Annotated in this window: 11 protein-coding genes; 8 read left to right on the top strand and 3 right to left on the bottom strand. The window is 72.9% G+C overall.

Going from position 1 to position 17,893, the window contains the following annotated elements; all coding sequences use genetic code 11:
* Positions 1-31 precede the first annotated feature (31 nt).
* Positions 32-1,489, bottom strand: coding sequence for a WS/DGAT domain-containing protein (locus K344_RS0104085; RefSeq protein WP_157622745.1), 1,458 nt, complete (start codon positions 1,487-1,489; stop codon positions 32-34).
* Between the two features lie 227 nt (positions 1,490-1,716).
* Here K344_RS0104085 and K344_RS20115 point away from each other — a divergent pair, with 227 nt between their 5' ends.
* Positions 1,717-2,220 (top strand): flavodoxin family protein, encoded by a 504-nt coding sequence (locus K344_RS20115; RefSeq protein ID WP_157622746.1) that lies wholly within the window; start codon positions 1,717-1,719, stop codon positions 2,218-2,220.
* On the opposite strand, the gene K344_RS0104095 is transcribed toward K344_RS20115, so the two are convergent.
* Complete coding sequence (locus K344_RS0104095; protein WP_028079597.1) at positions 2,200-4,752, bottom strand: cation-translocating P-type ATPase; 2,553 nt, start codon at positions 4,750-4,752, stop codon at positions 2,200-2,202. The two genes, K344_RS20115 and K344_RS0104095, sit on opposite strands and share 21 nt — an antisense overlap.
* A gap of 28 nt (positions 4,753-4,780) precedes the next feature.
* Positions 4,781-5,752: a universal stress protein gene (locus tag K344_RS20120; RefSeq protein ID WP_169729233.1), complete on the bottom strand. Its 972-nt coding sequence runs from the start codon at positions 5,750-5,752 to the stop codon at positions 4,781-4,783.
* 176 nt (positions 5,753-5,928) lie between these two features.
* On the opposite strand from K344_RS20120, the gene K344_RS0104105 reads away from it, so the two are divergent.
* From K344_RS0104105 to K344_RS20135, 7 genes are all read left to right on the top strand, one after another.
* Positions 5,929-6,273: an HPF/RaiA family ribosome-associated protein gene (locus K344_RS0104105; protein WP_028079598.1), complete on the top strand. Its 345-nt coding sequence runs from the start codon at positions 5,929-5,931 to the stop codon at positions 6,271-6,273.
* A gap of 17 nt (positions 6,274-6,290) precedes the next feature.
* Positions 6,291-6,887 (top strand): hypothetical protein, encoded by a 597-nt coding sequence (locus K344_RS23810; protein WP_157622747.1) that lies wholly within the window; start codon positions 6,291-6,293, stop codon positions 6,885-6,887.
* Positions 6,814-7,131 carry a hypothetical protein gene (locus K344_RS23815; RefSeq protein ID WP_157622748.1) on the top strand — a complete coding sequence of 106 codons (318 nt, stop codon included), beginning with the start codon at positions 6,814-6,816 and terminating at the stop codon, positions 7,129-7,131. The genes K344_RS23810 and K344_RS23815 overlap by 74 nt, the downstream gene beginning before the upstream one ends.
* An 82-nt stretch (positions 7,132-7,213) precedes the next feature.
* A complete protein-coding gene (locus K344_RS0104120; protein ID WP_028079600.1) occupies positions 7,214-8,206 on the top strand; it encodes a universal stress protein in 993 nt (330 codons plus the stop codon).
* 118 nt (positions 8,207-8,324) lie between these two features.
* Positions 8,325-9,311: a Crp/Fnr family transcriptional regulator gene (locus tag K344_RS20130; protein ID WP_084196955.1), complete on the top strand. Its 987-nt coding sequence runs from the start codon at positions 8,325-8,327 to the stop codon at positions 9,309-9,311.
* The gene (locus K344_RS0104130; RefSeq protein WP_157622749.1) at positions 9,301-9,984 is read left to right on the top strand and encodes a Crp/Fnr family transcriptional regulator; all 684 of its coding nucleotides are present in this window, start codon (positions 9,301-9,303) and stop codon (positions 9,982-9,984) included. Before K344_RS20130 ends, K344_RS0104130 begins: the two co-directional genes overlap by 11 nt.
* Positions 9,985-10,116: 132 nt before the next feature.
* A complete protein-coding gene (locus tag K344_RS20135; protein ID WP_084196959.1) occupies positions 10,117-17,892 on the top strand; it encodes a hybrid non-ribosomal peptide synthetase/type I polyketide synthase in 7,776 nt (2,591 codons plus the stop codon).
* Position 17,893: the final 1 nt, after the last annotated feature.

Genomic DNA, 17,893 nt, shown 5'->3' on the forward strand with positions numbered 1-17,893 from the left:
GGCGGACGGTGCGGCGGATCGCGGCGCGAATTCATTCCGCCGCCGCCCGCGCGGCGGCTCCGGCGTGCGCGCGTCGTGTGACGGCACGGCGCCGGCGCGGGCCCGCGGCACCGGCGCCGGCATGGCTGACCAGCTCCTGCAGCTCGGCCGCGAAGGCGTCGAGCAGCAGGCGCGGCGAACGCATCACGGCGATGTCGCTGGAGATGCCGATGCTGGTATGGCCGGCGTAGCTGAGCAGGCTGATGCCGATGCCGATGCCGCCGCTCTGCGGCGGCCAGAAGACGATGTTGCGGATGTGCGCGCCGGCGAAGCGCAGCGCGTGCTCCGGGCCGGGCAGGTTGGAAACGACGGCGCTGGCCTGGCGGCCGATGCGGCCGACCAGCGCGCGCTCGACGCGGCCCGGCAGTTCGCCGGCGATGGCCAGGCCGACGAACACGGCGTGCGCCTGCCGCGAATCCTTGAGCCGCCGCATGCGGTCGGCGACGGCTTCGAGCCGTTCGTGCGCATCGGCGAGCCCGATCGGCAGATCGACGAGGCCGAGGCCGAAGCGATTGCTCAGCGAGGCGTCGGACGATTTGCGCAGATTGATCGGCACGGCGATGCGCAGCTCCTGATCGGGCTTCGGCGTCACGCCGTCGTGGCGCTGCATGTAGTGCGAGAAGGCGCCGCTCAGCGCGGCGAGCATGATGTCGTTGTGCTTGCAGCCATAGGCGTGCGCGGCGTCCTTGATGGCGGCCACGCTCGGCAGGTCGTGACTCCAGGCGACCGCGCGGCGGCCCGACAGGCTGCTGCCGAAGGCCGTCGGCTGCTGCCGGCTGCTGCCGAGCAGGGCGACCAGCGCGGCGGTGTCGCGTCCGAGTTGCAGCGACTGCCGGACCAGTCCGAGCGGCTCCTCGCTGCCGCGCGCGATGAATTTCCCGAGGCGGCTCAGCGACGCGTCGAGCGCTTCCAGGCGCCCGATCCAGCGGGCGAGCGGGCCGCGCCGCGGCAGCTCGGCGGGCACGCCCGGCAGCGCGGCGCCGTCGTGCAGGCCGAGCAGCAGCTGCATCAGGCCGATGCCGCCGCCCATCGCATGGTGCGCGCGGAACAGCGCCGTGACGCGGCGCGGCGTGGTGCTCAGCAGGCTGACGTGCCACAGCGGCCGCGTGCGGTCGAGATGACGGCGCATTTCGGCGGCGACCGCGTCGGCCAGCGCATGTTCCTCGACCTTGCGCACGCTGATGTGGTCGAGCGGGTCGACGCGCAGCGCCCGCTGCCAGGCCGAGGGCTTGCGCGCGTGGTCCGGGCATTGCGCGAAGCGCGGGTGGCGCAGCAGGCGCTCGAACATCTCGCGGCGCAGGGCATCGACATCGTCGACGCCGTCGAGCTCGAGGATGGCGCAGATCACCATCGGCGAGCGGTCGGTATCCATTTCCAGCCAGGCGCGGTCGACGGACGGAATCGGTTCGTTGTCGGCGACGCGCGGCGCGGCGGCGGTTTCGGTGTTCATGGGTCTCCGGTGCGCGCGGTGGGTCTGTGGCGCGGCATTGATGCAAGCCTGCGCAGCCGCCGCCGCCCGTGCATTGACGATGATCAAGGCCGGCCGCGCGCCGCGCGCGCGGCGGCCGAGGCGCGGCCCTTGCCGCGGCGCCGGATTGACGGCGATCAATGCGTGCCGCGCCGGTCGGCGGCAGGCTCGGCCACAGTCCGCCGGACCGGCGATCGACGGCAGCGCATGTGAAACAGAATCTGGTCGTCTACTACTCGCACAGCGGTTGCTCGCGGCAGGTGGCCGAGCGCCTCGCCGCCGGGCTCGACGCCGATCTCGAGGAGATCGTGGAACTGCATCGCCGCCGCGGTCCGCTCGGCATGGCGCGCTGCGTCATCGACGCCTGGCTCGGCCGCGAGCCGGGCATCGTTTCGCCGATGCACTCGCCGCATGCCTACGAGCGCGTGATCGTCGGCGGCCCGGTATGGGCCAACCATATCGCCAGCCCGGTGCGCAGCTACCTGTCGGAGACGATGGAGGAGCTGCCGCGCGTCGCCTTCTTCTGCTGCTGCGGACGCGACGGCGCCCACGCGCTCGGCGACATGGCGAGCCTCAGCGACTGCACGCCGGAGGCGACGCTGATGATGCTCGACCGCGAGATCCAGGCCGGCGATTTCGCCAAGCTCGATGACTTCGTGGCACGCCTGCGCAAGACCGGCGCGACGGCCGCTTCAGTGGAGCGCGCAGCGTAGGCGCGGCGCGCGCGGCGCGATGCCGCGCTTCGCCAGGTCGAGCAACAGGAGCAGGGTGAGGCTGGCGGCGAGAACCGTCGCCAGCGCCGCCGGCGGCAGCGTGCCGAGGCCGAGCAGCCGGCGCAGCGGCGCGATCAGCTGGCTCAGCGTCAGCATCAGCAGGGCGAGCGCGAGCACCCACCACAGCGTGCGATTGCGCGGCCGACCCATGCCGCGCAGGCCGGCGGCGAACGAGCGGTTGACGAAGATCAGCACGACATTGCCGAGCAGCAGGCCGGTGAAGGCGAGCGTGCGCTGCGCCTGCGCGTCGGCGCCGAGCCCGGCGGCGTGCAGGTAGAGCGCGCTCACCATGGCCAGCGAGGCGAAGCCCTGCAGCGCCGCCCAGGCCAGCATGCGGTTGGGCAGCAGCGCTTCGCCCGCCGCGCGCGGCGGGCGGCGCATGAGGTCCGGCTCCGCGGCTTCCGCTTCGAAGGCGATCGAGCACACCGGATCGATCAGCAGTTCGAGCAGGACGATGTGCACCGGCGTCAGGATCAGCGGCCAGCCGAGCAGCAGCGGCAGCAGCGACAGTCCGGCCACCGGGATGTGCACGGCGACGATATAGACGAGCGCCTTGCGCAGGTTGTCGTTGATGCGCCGGCCCTGGCGCAGCGCCGCGACCAGCGAGCTGAAGTCGTCGTCGAGCAGCACCAGCGCGGCCGCTTCGCGCGCCACGTCGCTGCCGCGGCCGCCCATGGCGACGCCGATGTGCGCGGCCCGCAGCGACGGCGCGTCGTTGACGCCGTCGCCGGTCATCGCCACGACTTCGCCGTCGCGCTTCAGCGCCTCGACGATGCGCAGCTTCAGCTGCGGCGGGATGCGCGCGCACACGGCGGCGCCGCGCAGGCGCATGCGCATGGCGTCGTCGTCGAGGGCCGCGAGCTCGGTGCCGAGCAGCGGCGCGGCGTCGGTCGCCAGCCCTGCCTGGCGGGCGATGGCACTCGCGGTCAGGGGATGATCGCCGGTGACCATCACCACGCGCACGCCGGCGGCGCGGCATTCGGCGATCGACGCGACGACGCCGGGACGCAGCGGATCGGCGAAGCCGATGAGGCCGCGGTAGCGCAGCGGCGCGGCGTCGAGCGTGGCCGGCGGCGCGCGATCGGCCGGCCAGTCGCCGTCGGCGAGTGCCAGCACGCGGATGCCGCGCGCGGCCAGGTCGGCGACGCCGGCGCGCAGCGCGGCGAGCGCCGTCGCGTCGAGACCGCACAGCGCGGCGATGGTTTCCGGCGCGCCTTTCGCGGCGAAGCGCAGCGCCTGACGCCCGGCGTCGCGCCACAGCAGCGCGTAGGCCGGCAGGTCGGCGCGAAAGCCGTATTCACGGGCGATGCGCGTGACGTCCGGTGGCATCAGGCCGGCGCCGCGCGCCGCGTCGAGCAGCGCGCGATCCATCGGATCGACCGCCTCCGGCTTGCTGGCGTGCTGCGCGAGCGTCAGCATCGCCAGCCGTTCGGGCGACGCCGCATCGTCGATGCCGCCGGCCGCGCGACCGGGCGCGGCGAGGGCGACGAGCCGCATGCGGTTGCAGGTCAGCGTGCCGGTCTTGTCGGTGCACAGCACGGTGGTCGCGCCGAGCGCTTCGATCGCGCTTGCCCGTCGCGTCAGCACCTTGAGCTGCGCGAGACGCCGCGCGCCCAGTGTCTGGAACACACTGAGCACCAGCGGAAACTCCTCCGGCAGCATCGCCATGGCCAGCGCGATGCCGGCCAGCAGACCGGCCAGCCAGCCGTCGCGCCACAGGCCATGAATGAGCACAACCAGCAGGCTGACCGCGAGGCCGACGCTGCCGACCACGCGCACCAGGCGGCGGATCTGCCGCTGCAGCGGCGAGGGCGGCTCCTCGATTGCCTGCAGCAGGCGGCCGATCTTGCCGATCTCGCTGCGCGGACCGGTCGCGCAGACGAGTCCGGTGCCGTCACCGCGCACCACCAGAGTGCCGGCATAGACCTGATCGGCCGGTGTCAGCGACGCGTCGGCATCGCGCACGGCGTCGGCCGACTTCGACGCCGGCAGCGATTCGCCGGTCAGCAGCGATTCGTCGGCCTGCAGATCGCGCGCGCCGAGCAGACGCAGGTCGGCCGGCACGCGATCGCCCTCGCTGAGCACGACGAGGTCGCCGCACACCAGGTCGCGGCCGGGGATGCGCTGCAGCCGTCCATCGCGGATCACCTGCGCGCGCGGGCTGCCCAGTTCGCGCAGCGCTTCCAGCGCGCGCTCGCCGCGCACGCTCTGCCAGATGCCGATGGCGACCGACATGCCGGCGAAGCACAGCAGCAGCAGCGCCTCGCCGTGATCGCCGAGCGCGAGATAGATGACGCCGGCCGCCAGCAGCAGGCGGAACATCGGTTCGCGCAGCACTTCGGCGGCGATGCGCAGGGCGCTGCGCCGCTGTCGCCGTTCGAGTTCGTTGGGTCCGTCGGCCGCCAGACGCCGTGCGGCTTCGGCGGCGCCGAGTCCGCGTCCGCGCGACGTGTCCGGCGCCGTCGTGCTCACCGTGGCGCCGCGCGCCGGCGCGTGCCGCTCACGCGGCGCGCGTCCATGGCGTGTCGCCGCCGGGCGGCGCCGGCGGCGTCGCGATGCGTGCGGCCAGCGTCTTCGCCGCACCGTCGGACTTGACGACCAGCACGCTGCACGGCAGCGCGTCGAGCAGGCGTGCCGTGGTGCCGCCGATGACGATGCGTCCGGGCCGGCGGCGATAGCTCGCGCCGAGCACCAGCAGCTCGGCGCCGATCTCGGCGGCGAAGTGGGCGAGCGCCGGCGCCGTCGGCCCGACCAGGAAATGCCGCTGCGCGGCGGGCAGGCCGTGGCGCGCGGCGAAGGCGGCGAAGGCTTCTTCGTGCGTGCGCCGCATGGCTTCGTAGATGCCCGGCGGCAGCAGGGCATCCGCGGCCGGCGCCGCCGACGGCGCCATCGCGTCGAACACGTGGGCCAGCTGCAGCTCGGCGCCGTCGATGGCGGCGAGCAGGGCGGCCTGCCGCAGCAGCTTGTCGTTGAGTCCGTCGCCGGCGAGGACGTCGGCGGCGACGACGATGCGGCGCGGCGGCTGACATTCGTCGCGAACCAGCATCACCGGCACCGGGCATTCGCGCATCAGCTGCCAGTCGAGCGCGCTCATCAGCGGTCGCGGCAGGCCGGGCGCCTGCTCGACATCCTTGACCACCAGATCGGCGGCGCAGGCGCCGACCTGCGCGAGGATCGCCTCGGCGGCGTGCGCACTCCACACCGCCTCGGTCGTCACCTGCAGACCTTGCGCGCGCAGGGCCTCGGCCTGCTCGGCCAGCCAGGCGTTGCGCTGCCGCAGGAAGATCTCGCGCATGCTGCGCATGTCCTCGGCGCGCAGGCGGGCGACGACGTCGAGCGTGGCGCGATGGTCGAAGACGACCAGGTGCAGCGCGGCGCCGCTGCGGCGGGCGAGCCGCACGGCGCGCTCCAGCGCCGGCGCATGATGCAGGTCCGGCTTGGCGATCAGAAGAATGCGGGCGTAGGCGTTCATTGCGTATCGGACTGGCGGGCGCACGAAAGCGAACCAGCCGCAGCGCGCCGCGGCATGGCGGTTCTCATCTCGCCACAGGCCGGCCGGGGCGGCCTTGACCTGCATCAATGCGCCCGGCGACCGGCGCCGCGAGCCTAGAGACAGCCGACCCATCTCCATCGCCGGGCCTCCCGAACATGAGCATTCCCCTCAGCATCGAATTCCGTCATCTCGAACGCAGCGCGGCGCTCGAACAGCTGGCGCGCGAGCACTTCGCCGCGATCGCCGAGCGCTATGGCGACGTCCTGCGCGGCCGGGTGGTGATCGACATTCCGCAGCACCGCCAGCACGCCGGCAAACCGCTGACGGTCGGCATCCACATCGCGCGCCGCGGCGGCGGTCTCGACGCGTTGCACGAAGGCACGCAGGGCGCGGCGTATGCGACCGTGCGCGACGCTTTCGACGCGCTGCGGCGCCAGCTCGACGACGACACGCGCATCCGCCGCGGCGACGTCAAACACCACGCCGAAGACGCGCTCTAGGATTTCGCCGCCGCCGCATGAACGCGCAGCCTTACCGGCGGATCGTCTGTCTCGCCGAGCCGGCGTCGCCGGCCGCCGGCGTGCATCAGGCGGCGCTGCTGGCGATCGCCGGCGGCTGCCCGCTGCGGCTGCTGCGCATCGAACGCTCGCGGCCGATCGATTTCGCCGCGCGTCTGTTCTCGCGCGCCGCGCGCGCCGCGCGCGATAGCTGGCTGACGCAGGCGCGCGGTTCGCTCGAAACCATCGCCGGCCGCGAGCGGCGCAACGGTGCGCTGGTCGACGTCGAGGTCCTCTGGGGACGCGGCGGCCTGCGCGCCTGGTGCGCGGCGCTGCGCGCCGGCCAGGCCGATCTCGTGGTGCGCGAAGCCGGCGCCCTCGGCCGCGGACGATTCCGGCTCGCGCGCGGCGCTGCGCCTGGCGCGCGCCGGCGGCGTGCCGGTCTATCTGCCCGACGAAGGTGTGCGCCGTCTGCCGCGGCGCCTGATCGCGCTGCTGCCGGCCGGCGATGCATCGCCGGCCGTCGTCGCCGGCGGTCGGCTGATGATGGACGCGCGCTGCTTCGCCGAGCTTTGCGGCGCCGAGCTGCACGTCGCGCTGATCGGCACGGATCATGACACTCACTCGCAGAGCCGCGCGCTGCTCGCGGCCAGCGCCAGCGCCGGCAAGGTGGCGCGGCAGCACTGCCATCACCGTGATGGCGACTGCGCGACCGCTCTCGACGCGCTCTGCCGGTCCCTGCCGGGCAGCGCGTTCGCCGTCGCCGCGACGGCGCCGGCCGCGCTGCTCGAGGCGGCCGCGGCACAGCCGCATGGCCTGCTGCTGGTCCCCGCCACGTCCGGCCTGTCGGGAAAAACCTGAGCGGACGGCTTGACCCAGGTCAAGGCGGCAGGCCGCCGCGCCTGTTCAACTGTCCTGCAACGAGACAAGGCAAAGAGGCCCCATGTCGAAAATCGCGCGCGTCCTGGTCATCGTCGAGCACGTCGACGTGCAGACGGCCGCGTTGCGCCGCGCGGTGCAGCTCGCGCGTCGTGCCGGCGCGCAGCTGTATCTGCTGCAGTGCGTGTTCGAACCGGTGGTCGAGGTGGCGCGCGTCAACGCCGGCAGCGAGGTCTACCGTCTGGCCAGGGCGCAGCTCGTCGAGCGGTATCGGCGCGCGCTCGATGCGCAGGCGGCGGCGCTCCGCGAGTCGGGCATGGTCGTCGAAGCCGAAGTGCTGTGGACCGCCGAGCCGCACGATGCCGTGCTGGTGCGCGCGCTCGAGCTCGAGCCGGATTTCGTCATCAAGGATCTGCGGCCGGCGCGGCGCGGCGCCCGGCGTGCGCCGACGAGTGCGCTGGACGGGCGGCTGGCGCGCACCTGCCCGGTGCCGCTGATGTTCGTGCGCCCCGATACGCCGCTCCTGCCGCGCCACATCGCGCTGGCCGTGGACCCCGGCCTCGATGCCGACGACGTCACGCATCCGCTCAACGAAGCGCTGGCTGCCACCGCGCTGCGCGTGGCGACGCTCGCCGACGCCGATCTGCGCCTGGTGCATGCCTTTCCGTTCCGTCGCCCGGTGCTGGCGGTGCGCGCTTCGGTCGACCTGCGGCGCCTGTACAACGACGTGCGTGCGAGCACCTACGACAAGTTCGGCCGCTACGCCGACGCACATGCGATTCCCGCCGACCGTCGCCACTGGCTCGACGCCGGCGAGCCGGCGCCGGCGATCGTGCAGTTCGCGGCCGCGCACGAGATCGACCTGCTGGTCATCGGTTCGACCTATCACTCGATTCTCAGCCGGCTGCTGCTCGGCAGCGTCTCCGAGGCGGTGCTTGCCCGCGCCGCCTGCGACGTGCTGCTCGTCAAGCCGGCCGATTTCACCGCGCAGCTGCAGCGGCATTATGACTTCGCCGCCTTGCGCGAACGCTACGCGCCGGCGCAGGCGGCCGCGTGAGCGGCGTAGCCGGGACACGCCGCGATGCGGGGGTATTCAGGGTGTCGGTCGTGCCGCACAGTGCGGCCGTCCGGCAGGCAAGGCGGCGCGGTGCAGGCGATGGACTTCGGGGGTAGGTATGACGACGGCAATCGGTCCCAGCAGTAATCGGCTGCTCGCGCAACTGTTGCGGGCAATCGGCGTCGCCACGCTGGCGCCGCAGCTGACCAAGGTGAAGCTCAAGGCCGGGCAGGTGCTGCACGAGGCGGGCGTCACCATCTCCTACGTCTACTTTCCGGTCGACGCGCTGGTCTCGCTGCTGCAGGTCATGGCCAACGGCGCGGCGACCGAGATGGCGATCGTCGGCTGCGACGGCATGATCGGCTCGGAACTCATGCTCGGCGTCGACCGCACCACCAGCCGCGCCGTCGTGCACTGCGAAGGCCACGCCTACCGCCTGTCGATCGAAGTCTTCATGCAGGCGCTGCAGCGTTCGCCGACGGCGCAGCGCATGGTGCTGGCCAGCGCGCGGGCGCTGATGGTGCAGACGGCGCAGACCGTGGCCTGCAACCGCCATCACTCGCTCAACCAGCAGCTCTGCCGCTGGCTGCTGCTCGGCGTCGACCGGATGCCGGGCAACGAGCTGCGCGTCACCCACGAGAATCTCGGCCATGCGCTCGGCGTCCGCCGCGAAAGCGTGACGCTGGCCGCCAGCAAGCTGCGCGAGGCGGGCGCCATCCAGTACAGCCGCGGCCTGGTGCGCATCCTCGACCGTCGCGCGCTCGAGAACGAGGCCTGCGAGTGCTACCGCATCGTCACCAGCGAGTGCGAGCGCCTGCGCAGCGCCGCCGAGAACAGCGACGCTCTCCCATCCGTGTTGCAGCGTACGGACGGCGCGTCCGCATTGCCGGACATTGCGGCTCACCGCTCCGAGCCGACACACGATGCGCCACGCTCCACCAACGACCGCCGCCGCGGCGACCGGCGCAGCCCGACCGATCGCCGTGTCCGGCAGGTCGCCGTCGCTTTCGCCGACCGACGCGTCAGCGGCGAACGGCGTGGCGGAGCCGCGTCCGAACGGACCGGATCTGCGGAAAAACCGCCTGCTCGCGGACTTGCCGGATGAGGAAGCGCGTCGGCTCGGCGCGCTGATCGAACCGCTGGTGCTGCGCGCCGGCACGCAGCTGTGCGGCGACGGCAGCGTCTTCGAGTACGTCCATCTGCCGGCCGGCGCCGTCCTCGGCCTGCTGGCGCCGGGCGGCGTCAGCGCCGTGCAGGTCGCCCTGGTCGGCGACGAGGGCATGTTCGGCGCGCCGCTGTTCACCGATCTGCCGCTTGCGCCGCTCGGCGCCGTGGTGCGGCAGAGCGGCGCGAGCTACCGGGTGTCGGCGCGCGAGCTGCGCCGCCTGCTCGGCGACAGCAGCTTCCTGCGCCGCCGCTTCAGCCGCTATCTCTACGTGCTGATGACGCAGATCGCGCAGGTGGTCGCCTGCACCAGCGTGCACAGCGTCGAGGAACGGCTGGCGCGCTGGCTGCTGGCGACGCACGACCGTTGCACCGGCGACATCTTCCGCCTCAAGCACCAGACGCTCGCCGACATGCTCGGCGTGCAGCGCACCGGCATCTCGCTGGCGGCGGCGCGTCTGCGCGATCGCGGCCTGATCCGCTACAGCCGCGGCGTCGTGCAGATCGTCGATCGCGCCGGCCTCGAAGCGCGCGCCTGCGCCTGCTACCGCTGGTCGCGCGAACTGCACGATCGCACGCTGGCGATGCCGTCAGCGACGGAGGCCATGTTCTAGGGCCTGTCGGTCCGGGATCGGTTCAGGCCCCGGCGCGGGCGGTGCGTCCGCGCCATCGGTGTGGCGTCGAACAGACGGCAGCGGCCGTGGCGGCGAGCATCACATGCATCGAAGCGCAACACGGGCAGGGACATGGACAGGATGGCAGCGCCGGCCGACGGCAGCCTTGGAGACGAGATCGCGATCGTCGGCATGGCCGGGCGCTTTCCCGGAGCCGGCGATATCGCGACCTTCTGGCGGCAGTTGCTTGAAGGCGTCGAGTCGATCTCGCAGTTCAGCGCCGCCGAACTGCAGGACAGCTTCGCCGACGACGTGCGCCGGGCGCCGAACTTCGTCGCCGCGCATGGCGTGCTCGACGGCGCCGGGCAGTTCGACGCCGAGTTCTTCGGCATGTACGCGCGCGAGGCCGAGCTGACCGATCCGCAGCACCGCGTGTTCCTCGAATGCGCCTGGGAGGCGCTCGAGGACGGCGGCTGCGATCCGTCGCGCGAGCGCGGCGCGATCGGCGTGTTCGCCGGCTGCAGCATGAACACCTACTTCCTCCAGCACGTCTGCCGCGATCGCGCGGCGCTGGAGGCATTCACCAGCAACTTCCAGCTCGGCGGCTATCCGACGCTGCTCGGCGCCGGCCGCGAATTCCTCGCCACGCGCGTGTCGTACAAGCTCGATCTGCGCGGCCCGAGCTTTACCGTGCAGAGCGCCTGCTCGACCTCGCTCCTGGCCGTCGCCCAGGCCTGCCAGAGCCTGCAGCTGTATCAGTGCGACGCGGCGCTGGCCGGCGGCGTGTCGATCACCTTTCCGCAGCAGCGCGGCTACCTGCACGTCGAAGGCGGCATGGGTTCGGTCGACGGCCATTGCCGGCCGTTCGACGCTGACGCCGGCGGCACCGTGTTCGGCAGCGGCGCCGGCGTGGTGATGCTCAAGCGTCTGGCCGACGCGCTCGCCGACGGCAATGCGATCTACGCGGTGATCCGCGGCTGCGGCATCAGCAACGACGGCGCCGGCAAGGTCGGCTACACGGCGCCGAGCGTCGACGGCCAGGTCGGCGCGATCGACATGGCGCTCGCCGCCGCCGGTGTGGCGCCGGACTCGATCGGCTTCATCGAATGCCACGGCACGGCGACGCCGCTCGGCGATCCGATCGAAGTCGCGGCGCTGCGCCGCGTCTACGCCGGCGACACCTTCGTGCCGGCGTCCTGCGCGCTCGGTTCGGTGAAGGGCAACATCGGCCATCTCGACGCCGCCGCCGGCGTCGCCGGCCTGATCAAGGCGGCGCTGTGCGTGCGCGAGGGGCTGCTGCCGCCGACCGTGCATTTCCGCCGCGCCAATCCGCAGCTCGATCTCGAACACTCGCCGTTCTACGTCAATGATCGCCTGCGCGAGTGGACGCCGCCGGCGCCGCGCCGCGCCGCGGTCAGCTCGCTGGGCGTCGGCGGCACCAATGTGCACGTCGTGCTCGAGCAGGCGCCGCCGCACGCCGGCGGCGGTGCGCCCGGCGCGACACCGCAGCTGCTGGTGCTGTCGGCGCGCAGCGCGACCGCGCTCGACGCGGCGCGCCAGCGCCTCGCCGCGCATCTGCAGGCGCATCCGCAGCAGCGCCTCGACGACATCGCCTGGACCCTGCAGACCGGCCGCCGCCGCTTCGAGCATCGCACTTGCGTGGTGGCCGTCGATCACGCGCAGGCGATCGCGCGTCTCGGCGCGCCGCCCGCCGCCACGACGGCATCGGCTGCGACGCCGCGCGTGGTCTTCATGTTTCCGGGGCAGGGCGCGCAGCATGCGCAGATGGCGCGGCAGCTGTACGAGACGCAGGCCGGCTTCGCCGCCGATCTCGATCGCTGCGCCGAACTGCTGGCGCCGCAGATCGGCGGCGATCTGCGTGCCGCGCTGTACGCCGACGAGGCCGGCGCCGCGCCTGCGCACGGCACGCTGTTCGCGCAGACCGCGCTGTTCAGCATCGAGTACGCGCTGGCGCGCCAGTGGATGCGCTGGGGCATCCAGCCCGACGCCATGATCGGCCACAGCGTCGGCGAGTTCGTCGCCGCCACCATCGCCGGCGTGCTGTCGCTCGAGGATGCGCTGGCGATCGTCGCCACGCGCGCGCAGCTCATGCAGCGCATGCCGGCCGGCGCCATGCTCGCCGTGCGCGTACGGGAAGCCGAGCTGCTGCCGATGCTGCCCGAGGCGCTGGGCATCGCCGCCGTCAACGCGCCCGATCTGTGCGTCGTCGCCGGCGACGAGGACGCGGTGAGCGCGTTCGAAGCCGCGCTGACGGCGCGCGAGATCGTCTGCCGCCGCCTGCACACCGCGCACGCCTTCCATTCGCCGGCCGTCGAGCCGATCGTCGCGCCGCTGCGCGAGGCGATCGCCGGGCGGCCGCGGCAGGCGCCGGCGCTGCGCTACGTGTCCTGCGTCAGCGGCGACTGGATCAGCGACGAACAGGCGACCTCGGCCGAGTACTGGGCACGCCACGCGCGCGAGCCGGTGCGCTTCGCCGACGGCATCGCCACGCTGCTCGCCGACGGCGCGCCGCTGCTGCTGCTCGAAGTCGGGCCCGGCCGCACGCTGTCGACGCTGGCCGCGCGCTGCGCGCCGCGCGAACGCGCCCGCATCTGGCCTTCGCTGCGCGCGCCCGATGCCGAGGGCTGCGATCTCGAACAGCTGCATGCCGCGCTCGGCGGCCTGTGGGCCGCCGGCTGCGCGCCCGACTGGCAGGCCGTGCACGGCGAGCGTCGCCGGCTCGTGCATCTGCCCACCTATCCCTTCCAGCGCCGTCGCCACTGGATCGACGCGCCGGCCGCCGGCCGCGCGAGCACCGCCGCTTCACCGATCGAGGAATCTTCCGACATGTCCGTTCCCCCGGCCGCCGCCGCCCGCGCCGACGAAGCGCTGATCCGCGAGCTGAGTGCCCAGCTCGAAGCCCTGTCCGGACAGAGCCTCGACGCTTTCCCCGATGACGCCAGCTTCCTCGAAATGGGTTTCGACTCGCTGTTCCTGACGCAGTTCGCGCAGAAGGTGCAGGCCCGCTTCGGCGTGCGCGTCACCTTCCGCCAGCTGCTCGGCGAGCGGCCCTCGCGCGCGGCGCTCGCCGCGCTGCTCATCGAGCAGAACGTCAGGCTGCCGGAGCGCGCGCCGCCGGCCCCGGCGGCGGCACCGGCGATGCCGGCCGCGGCGCCCGCCGGCATCGCGACCGCGCCGTCCGGCATGGAAGCCCTGTTCCGCGAACAGCTGCAGGCGATGAGCGGCCTGATCGAGCGCCAGCTCGCGGCGCTCGGCGCCGCGCCAGCGCCGGCGAACGCGGCGCCGCCGCCGGCCGTCGCGCCGGCAGCGGACGCGCCGGCGGCCGCCGAGCGCGAAAGCGGCGGCACGCGCTTCCAGGTCTATTCGCCGGCGCGGCGCCAGGCGGCACCGACGATCACGCCGGCGCAGCGTCGCCACATCGACGAGCTGGTCGCGCGCTGCACGGCGCTCGCCGCCGCGTCGAAAACCGGTACCCAGCAGTACCGCAGCGTGCTCGCCGATCCACGCGCCGCGTCCGGCTTCCGCGCCGAGTGGAAGGAGCTGGTCTATCCGCTGGTGTGCACGCGCGCGGCCGGTTCGAAGCTGTGGGACGCCGACGGCAATGTCTACATCGACCTGGTCAACGGCTACGGCCAGACTTTCTTCGGCCATGCGCCGGACTTCGTGGTCGAGGCCGTCAAGGCGCAGCTCGACAAGGGGTTCGCGATCGGTCCGCAGGCCGAGCTCGCCGGTCCGGTCGCGGCGCTGTTCGCGGAGATGACCGGCTGCGAGCGCGTGACCTTCTGCAATACCGGCTCGGAAGCGGTGATGGCGGCGATGCGCGTGGCGCGCGCCGTCACCGGCCGTGATCGCGTGGTGATGTTCGGCGGCGACTACCACGGCCAGTTCGACGAAGTGCTGGTCAAGGGCGTGCGCCGCGCCGGCGGCGAGCCGCGTCCGCTGCCGGCGGCGAGCGGCATTCCGGCGGCGGCGGTGTCGAACATGGTCGTGCTCGACTATGGCAGCGAGGAATCGCTGCAGTGGATCCGCGATCACGCCGAGGAGCTGGCGGCGGTGGTCGTCGAGCCGGTGCAGAGCCGTCATCCGGATCTGCAGCCTTTCGAATTCCTGCGCGCGCTGCGCCGCATCACCGAGGCCTCGGGCACCGCACTGGTGATCGACGAGGTCGTCACCGGCTTCCGCACGCACCCGGCCGGCATCCAGGGCCTGATCGGCCTTCGCGCCGACCTCGCGACCTACGGCAAGGTGGTCGGCGGCGGACTGCCGATCGGCGTTCTCGCCGGCAAGGCGCGCTTCATGGATGCGCTCGACGGCGGCGCCTGGCGCTACGGCGACGACTCCTTCCCCGAGACCGGCGTGACCTTCTTCGCCGGCACGTTCGTGCGGCATCCGCTGGTGCTCGCCGCCGCCGCCGCGGTGCTCGAACGCATCCGCCGCGAAGGCCCGCAGCTGCAGGAGACGCTGGCCGCGCGCACCGCGGCGCTGGTCGCCGAACTGCGCGCGCTGTTCGCGCGCTACGGCGTCGAGGCGGCGATCGAGCAGTTCAGCAGCCTGTTCTACTTCAACCTGCACGGCCTGCATCCGCTGGCGCCGCTGCTCTATCACCATCTGCGCCTGCGTGGCGTCAACATGCAGGACGGCTTCCCGTGCTTCCTCACCACCGCGCACAGCGATGCCGATCTGCGCCACATCGTCGACGCGTTCCGCGACAGCCTGGCGGCGATGGCGGCGGTCGGCATCTTTACGCCGCGCGCCGTCGAAGCCGGCGACGCGCTGCTGCCGCTGACCGAGAGCCAGCTGGAAATCTGGCTGTCGGCGCAGCTCGGCGACGAAGCGTCCTGCGCCTTCAACGAGTCGGTCACCGTGCAGCTCGACGGCGAGCTCGATCGCGACGCCGTGCAGCGCGCGCTCGATACGCTGGTCGCCCGCCACGACGCGCTGCGCCTGCGCTTCGCGCCGAGCGGCGAGTCGCAGCACGTCGCGCCGCCGGAAGCGCTGGCCTGTCCGTACGTCGATCTCGCCGCGGCCGACGGCGTGCACGCCGGCTCGCGCATGGCGGCGCTGATCGTCATCGATGCGGCGACGCCTTTCGATCTGGTCGAAGGTCCGCCGGTGCGCGCGCAGCTCCTGCGTCTCGCGCCGCAGCGTCACGCCCTGCTGCTGACCGCGCATCACATCGTCTGCGACGGCTGGTCGATCAACGTGCTGATCGACGAGTTCCGCGCGCTCTATGCCGCGGCCTGCGAGGGCGGAAGCGCCGCGCTGCCGCCGGCGCCGTCGTTCGCCGCCTACGTCGCCCGCGAGGCGGCGCGCGACGCGCAGGCGCTGGCCGCGACCGAAGCCTGGTGGCTCGGCCAGTACGCCGACCTGCCGGCGCCGCTCGATCTGCCGCTCGACCGGCCGCGACCGCTGCTGCGCCAGTACGAGGGCGGCACGCGCACGCGCCGGCTCGATGCGACGCTGATGGACGCCGTGCGCAAGACCGGCGCGCGCCACGGCAGCACGCTGTTCGGCACGCTGCTGGCGACTTTCCAGCTCCTGCTCGGCCGTCTGGCCGGCAGTCACGACGTGGTGGTCGGCGTGCCGACCGCGGGCCAGTCGCTGAGCGGCGAGCACGGTCTGGTCGGGCACTGCGTCAACTTCCTGCCGCTGCGCGCGCGCTGGGCGGCCGATACCCCGGCGGCGCAGCTGCTGCGCGATGTCGGCCGCATCGTGCTCGACGCGCAGGATCATCAGGACTACACGTTCGGCACGCTGCTGCGCAGGCTCGCCCTGCCGCGCTCGCCCGATCGCCTGCCGCTGACCGAGGTGCAGTTCAACCTCGAACGCCTCGGCGAGGCGGCGCAGGCCGCCGCGCTGAGCCTGAGCACGACGCCGAACCCGAAGGCCTACGTGAACTTCGACCTGTTCCTCAACGTCATCGAATCGGCGCAGGGCCTGCGCCTGGACTGCGATTACAACCGCGGCCTGTTCGACGCCGCCACCATCGACCGCTGGCTCGACTGCTACGTGGCGCTGCTCGAAAGCATCGTCGCCGATGCCGCGCAGCCGGTCAGCCGCCTCGACTGGCTGCGCGCCGCGCCCGCCGCCGCCGCCGCGGCGCCGACCGCGACGCCGCTGCGCGAGCTGTGTGCGCACCAGCTGATCGAGGAGCAGGTCCGCCAGCGTCCGCACGCCGAGGCGGTGGCCTGCGCGGACACGGTCTGGTCGTACGAGGAACTCGATCGCCAGGCCAATCGTGTCGCGAACTACCTGCAGGCCGCGTTCAACGGCCAGCGCGGGCTGGTCGGCGTGGCCGTGCGCCGCAGCGAGTGGCTGCCGGCGCTGCTGATCGGCATCTGGAAGGCCGGCTGCGTGTACGTGCCGCTCGATCTCTCGCATCCCGTCGCGCGCCTCGAACAGATCGCGCGGGAGGCGGAAGTGCTCGCCGTGCTGACCGACTCGGGTGCCTACCTCAACGGCCTCTGCGCCGCCTTGCCGACCATCGATCTGCTGGCCGAGGCGCAGGCGCTCGCCGCCGGTCCGACGACTGCGCCGCAGGTCGGCATCGAAGCCGACGATCTCGCCTACGTCATCTACACCTCGGGTTCCACCGGCACGCCGAAGGGCGTCGAGATCACGCACCGCTCGCTGGTCAACCTGCTCGAATCGATGGCGCGCGAGCCGGGCTTTGCCGCCGGCGAGCGCCTGCTGGCGACGACCACGATCGCCTTCGACATCGCCGCGCTGGAGCTGTTCCTGCCGCTGAGCGTCGGCGGCTGCACGGTGGTGGCGACGGCCGACGATCTCGCCGACGGCTTCCGCCTGAGCGAATGCCTGCGCCATTGCGGCGCCCAGCTGATGCAGGCGACGCCGTCGCTGTGGCGCCTGCTGCTCGAGGCCGGCTTCGCCTCCTGGCCGGGCCTGCGCATGCTCTGCGGCGGCGAAGCGCTGAGCCGCGAGCTGGCCGATCGCCTGCTCGCCGGCGGCGGCCGCCTGTGGAACATGTACGGCCCGACCGAGACGACGATCTGGTCCTCGTGCGTCGAGCTGCACGCCGACGGCGCGCCGATCACGGTCGGCCGGCCGATCGCCAACACGCAGTTCTACGTGCTCGACGCGCACGGCATGGTCTTGCCGGCCGGCGTGCCGGGCGAGCTGTACATCGGCGGCGCCGGCGTGGCGCGCGGCTATCACCGCCGTCCGCAGCTGAGCGGCGAGCGCTTCGTGCCGAATCCGTTCGACAACGGCCGCCTCTACCGCACCGGCGATCTCGCGCAGCGCCTGCCGGACGGCGAGACGCTGGTGCTCGGCCGCCTCGACACGCAGGTGAAGCTGCGCGGCTACCGCATCGAGCTCGGCGAGATCGAGGCGGTGCTCGGGCGCATCGCCGGCGTCGGCGCCGCGGCGGTGGTGCTGCGCGACGATGACGGCGAGCCGGCGCTGACCGCCTTCTACGTGCCCGGCCCGCAGGGCGTCGCCGACGCGGTGGTGCTGCGCAGCCTGCTCGCCACGCTGCTGCCGGAATACATGGTGCCGACGCGCTGGTGCGCACTCGACGCGATGCCGCTGACGCCGAACGGCAAGCTCGACCGCAAGGCCCTGATGGCGCTGCCGCTGGCGCCGCGCGAGGACGCCGAAGCGCCGGCGCGCGCGCCGGCCAATGCGCTCGAACAGCAGCTGTTCGACATCTGGCGCGAGGTGCTCGGCGAGCGCCTGCGCGGCGTCGACACCGATCTGCTGACGCTCGGCGCCGATTCGATCCAGCTGTTCCAGATCGTCGCGCGCGCGCGACGCGCGGGCCTGGCGATCGGCGCCCGCGATCTGCTGCGCGCGCGCAGCGTCGAACGCCTGGCCCAGCTCGTCGAACTGCAGGCCACTACCGAGCGGGCCGATGCCGAGGCCTGAG

Origin of the sequence: Solimonas soli DSM 21787 (assembly GCF_000474945.1) — a bacterium.
Classification (GTDB): domain Bacteria; phylum Pseudomonadota; class Gammaproteobacteria; order Nevskiales; family Nevskiaceae; genus Solimonas; species Solimonas soli.

What these genes read in the sequence shown, in the direction of transcription:
- K344_RS0104085 (WP_157622745.1), bottom strand. Translation starts at nt 1,489, where the DNA reads ATGAACACCGAAACCGCCGCCGCGCCGCGCGTCGCCGACAACGAACCG.
- K344_RS20120 (WP_169729233.1), bottom strand. Translation starts at nt 5,752, where the DNA reads ATGAACGCCTACGCCCGCATTCTTCTGATCGCCAAGCCGGACCTGCAT.
- K344_RS0104105 (WP_028079598.1), top strand. Translation starts at nt 5,929, where the DNA reads ATGAGCATTCCCCTCAGCATCGAATTCCGTCATCTCGAACGCAGCGCG.
- K344_RS23810 (WP_157622747.1), top strand. Translation starts at nt 6,291, where the DNA reads ATGAACGCGCAGCCTTACCGGCGGATCGTCTGTCTCGCCGAGCCGGCG.
- K344_RS23815 (WP_157622748.1), top strand. Translation starts at nt 6,814, where the DNA reads ATGATGGACGCGCGCTGCTTCGCCGAGCTTTGCGGCGCCGAGCTGCAC.
- K344_RS0104120 (WP_028079600.1), top strand. Translation starts at nt 7,214, where the DNA reads ATGTCGAAAATCGCGCGCGTCCTGGTCATCGTCGAGCACGTCGACGTG.
- K344_RS20130 (WP_084196955.1), top strand. Translation starts at nt 8,325, where the DNA reads ATGACGACGGCAATCGGTCCCAGCAGTAATCGGCTGCTCGCGCAACTG.
- K344_RS20135 (WP_084196959.1), top strand. Translation starts at nt 10,117, where the DNA reads ATGGACAGGATGGCAGCGCCGGCCGACGGCAGCCTTGGAGACGAGATC.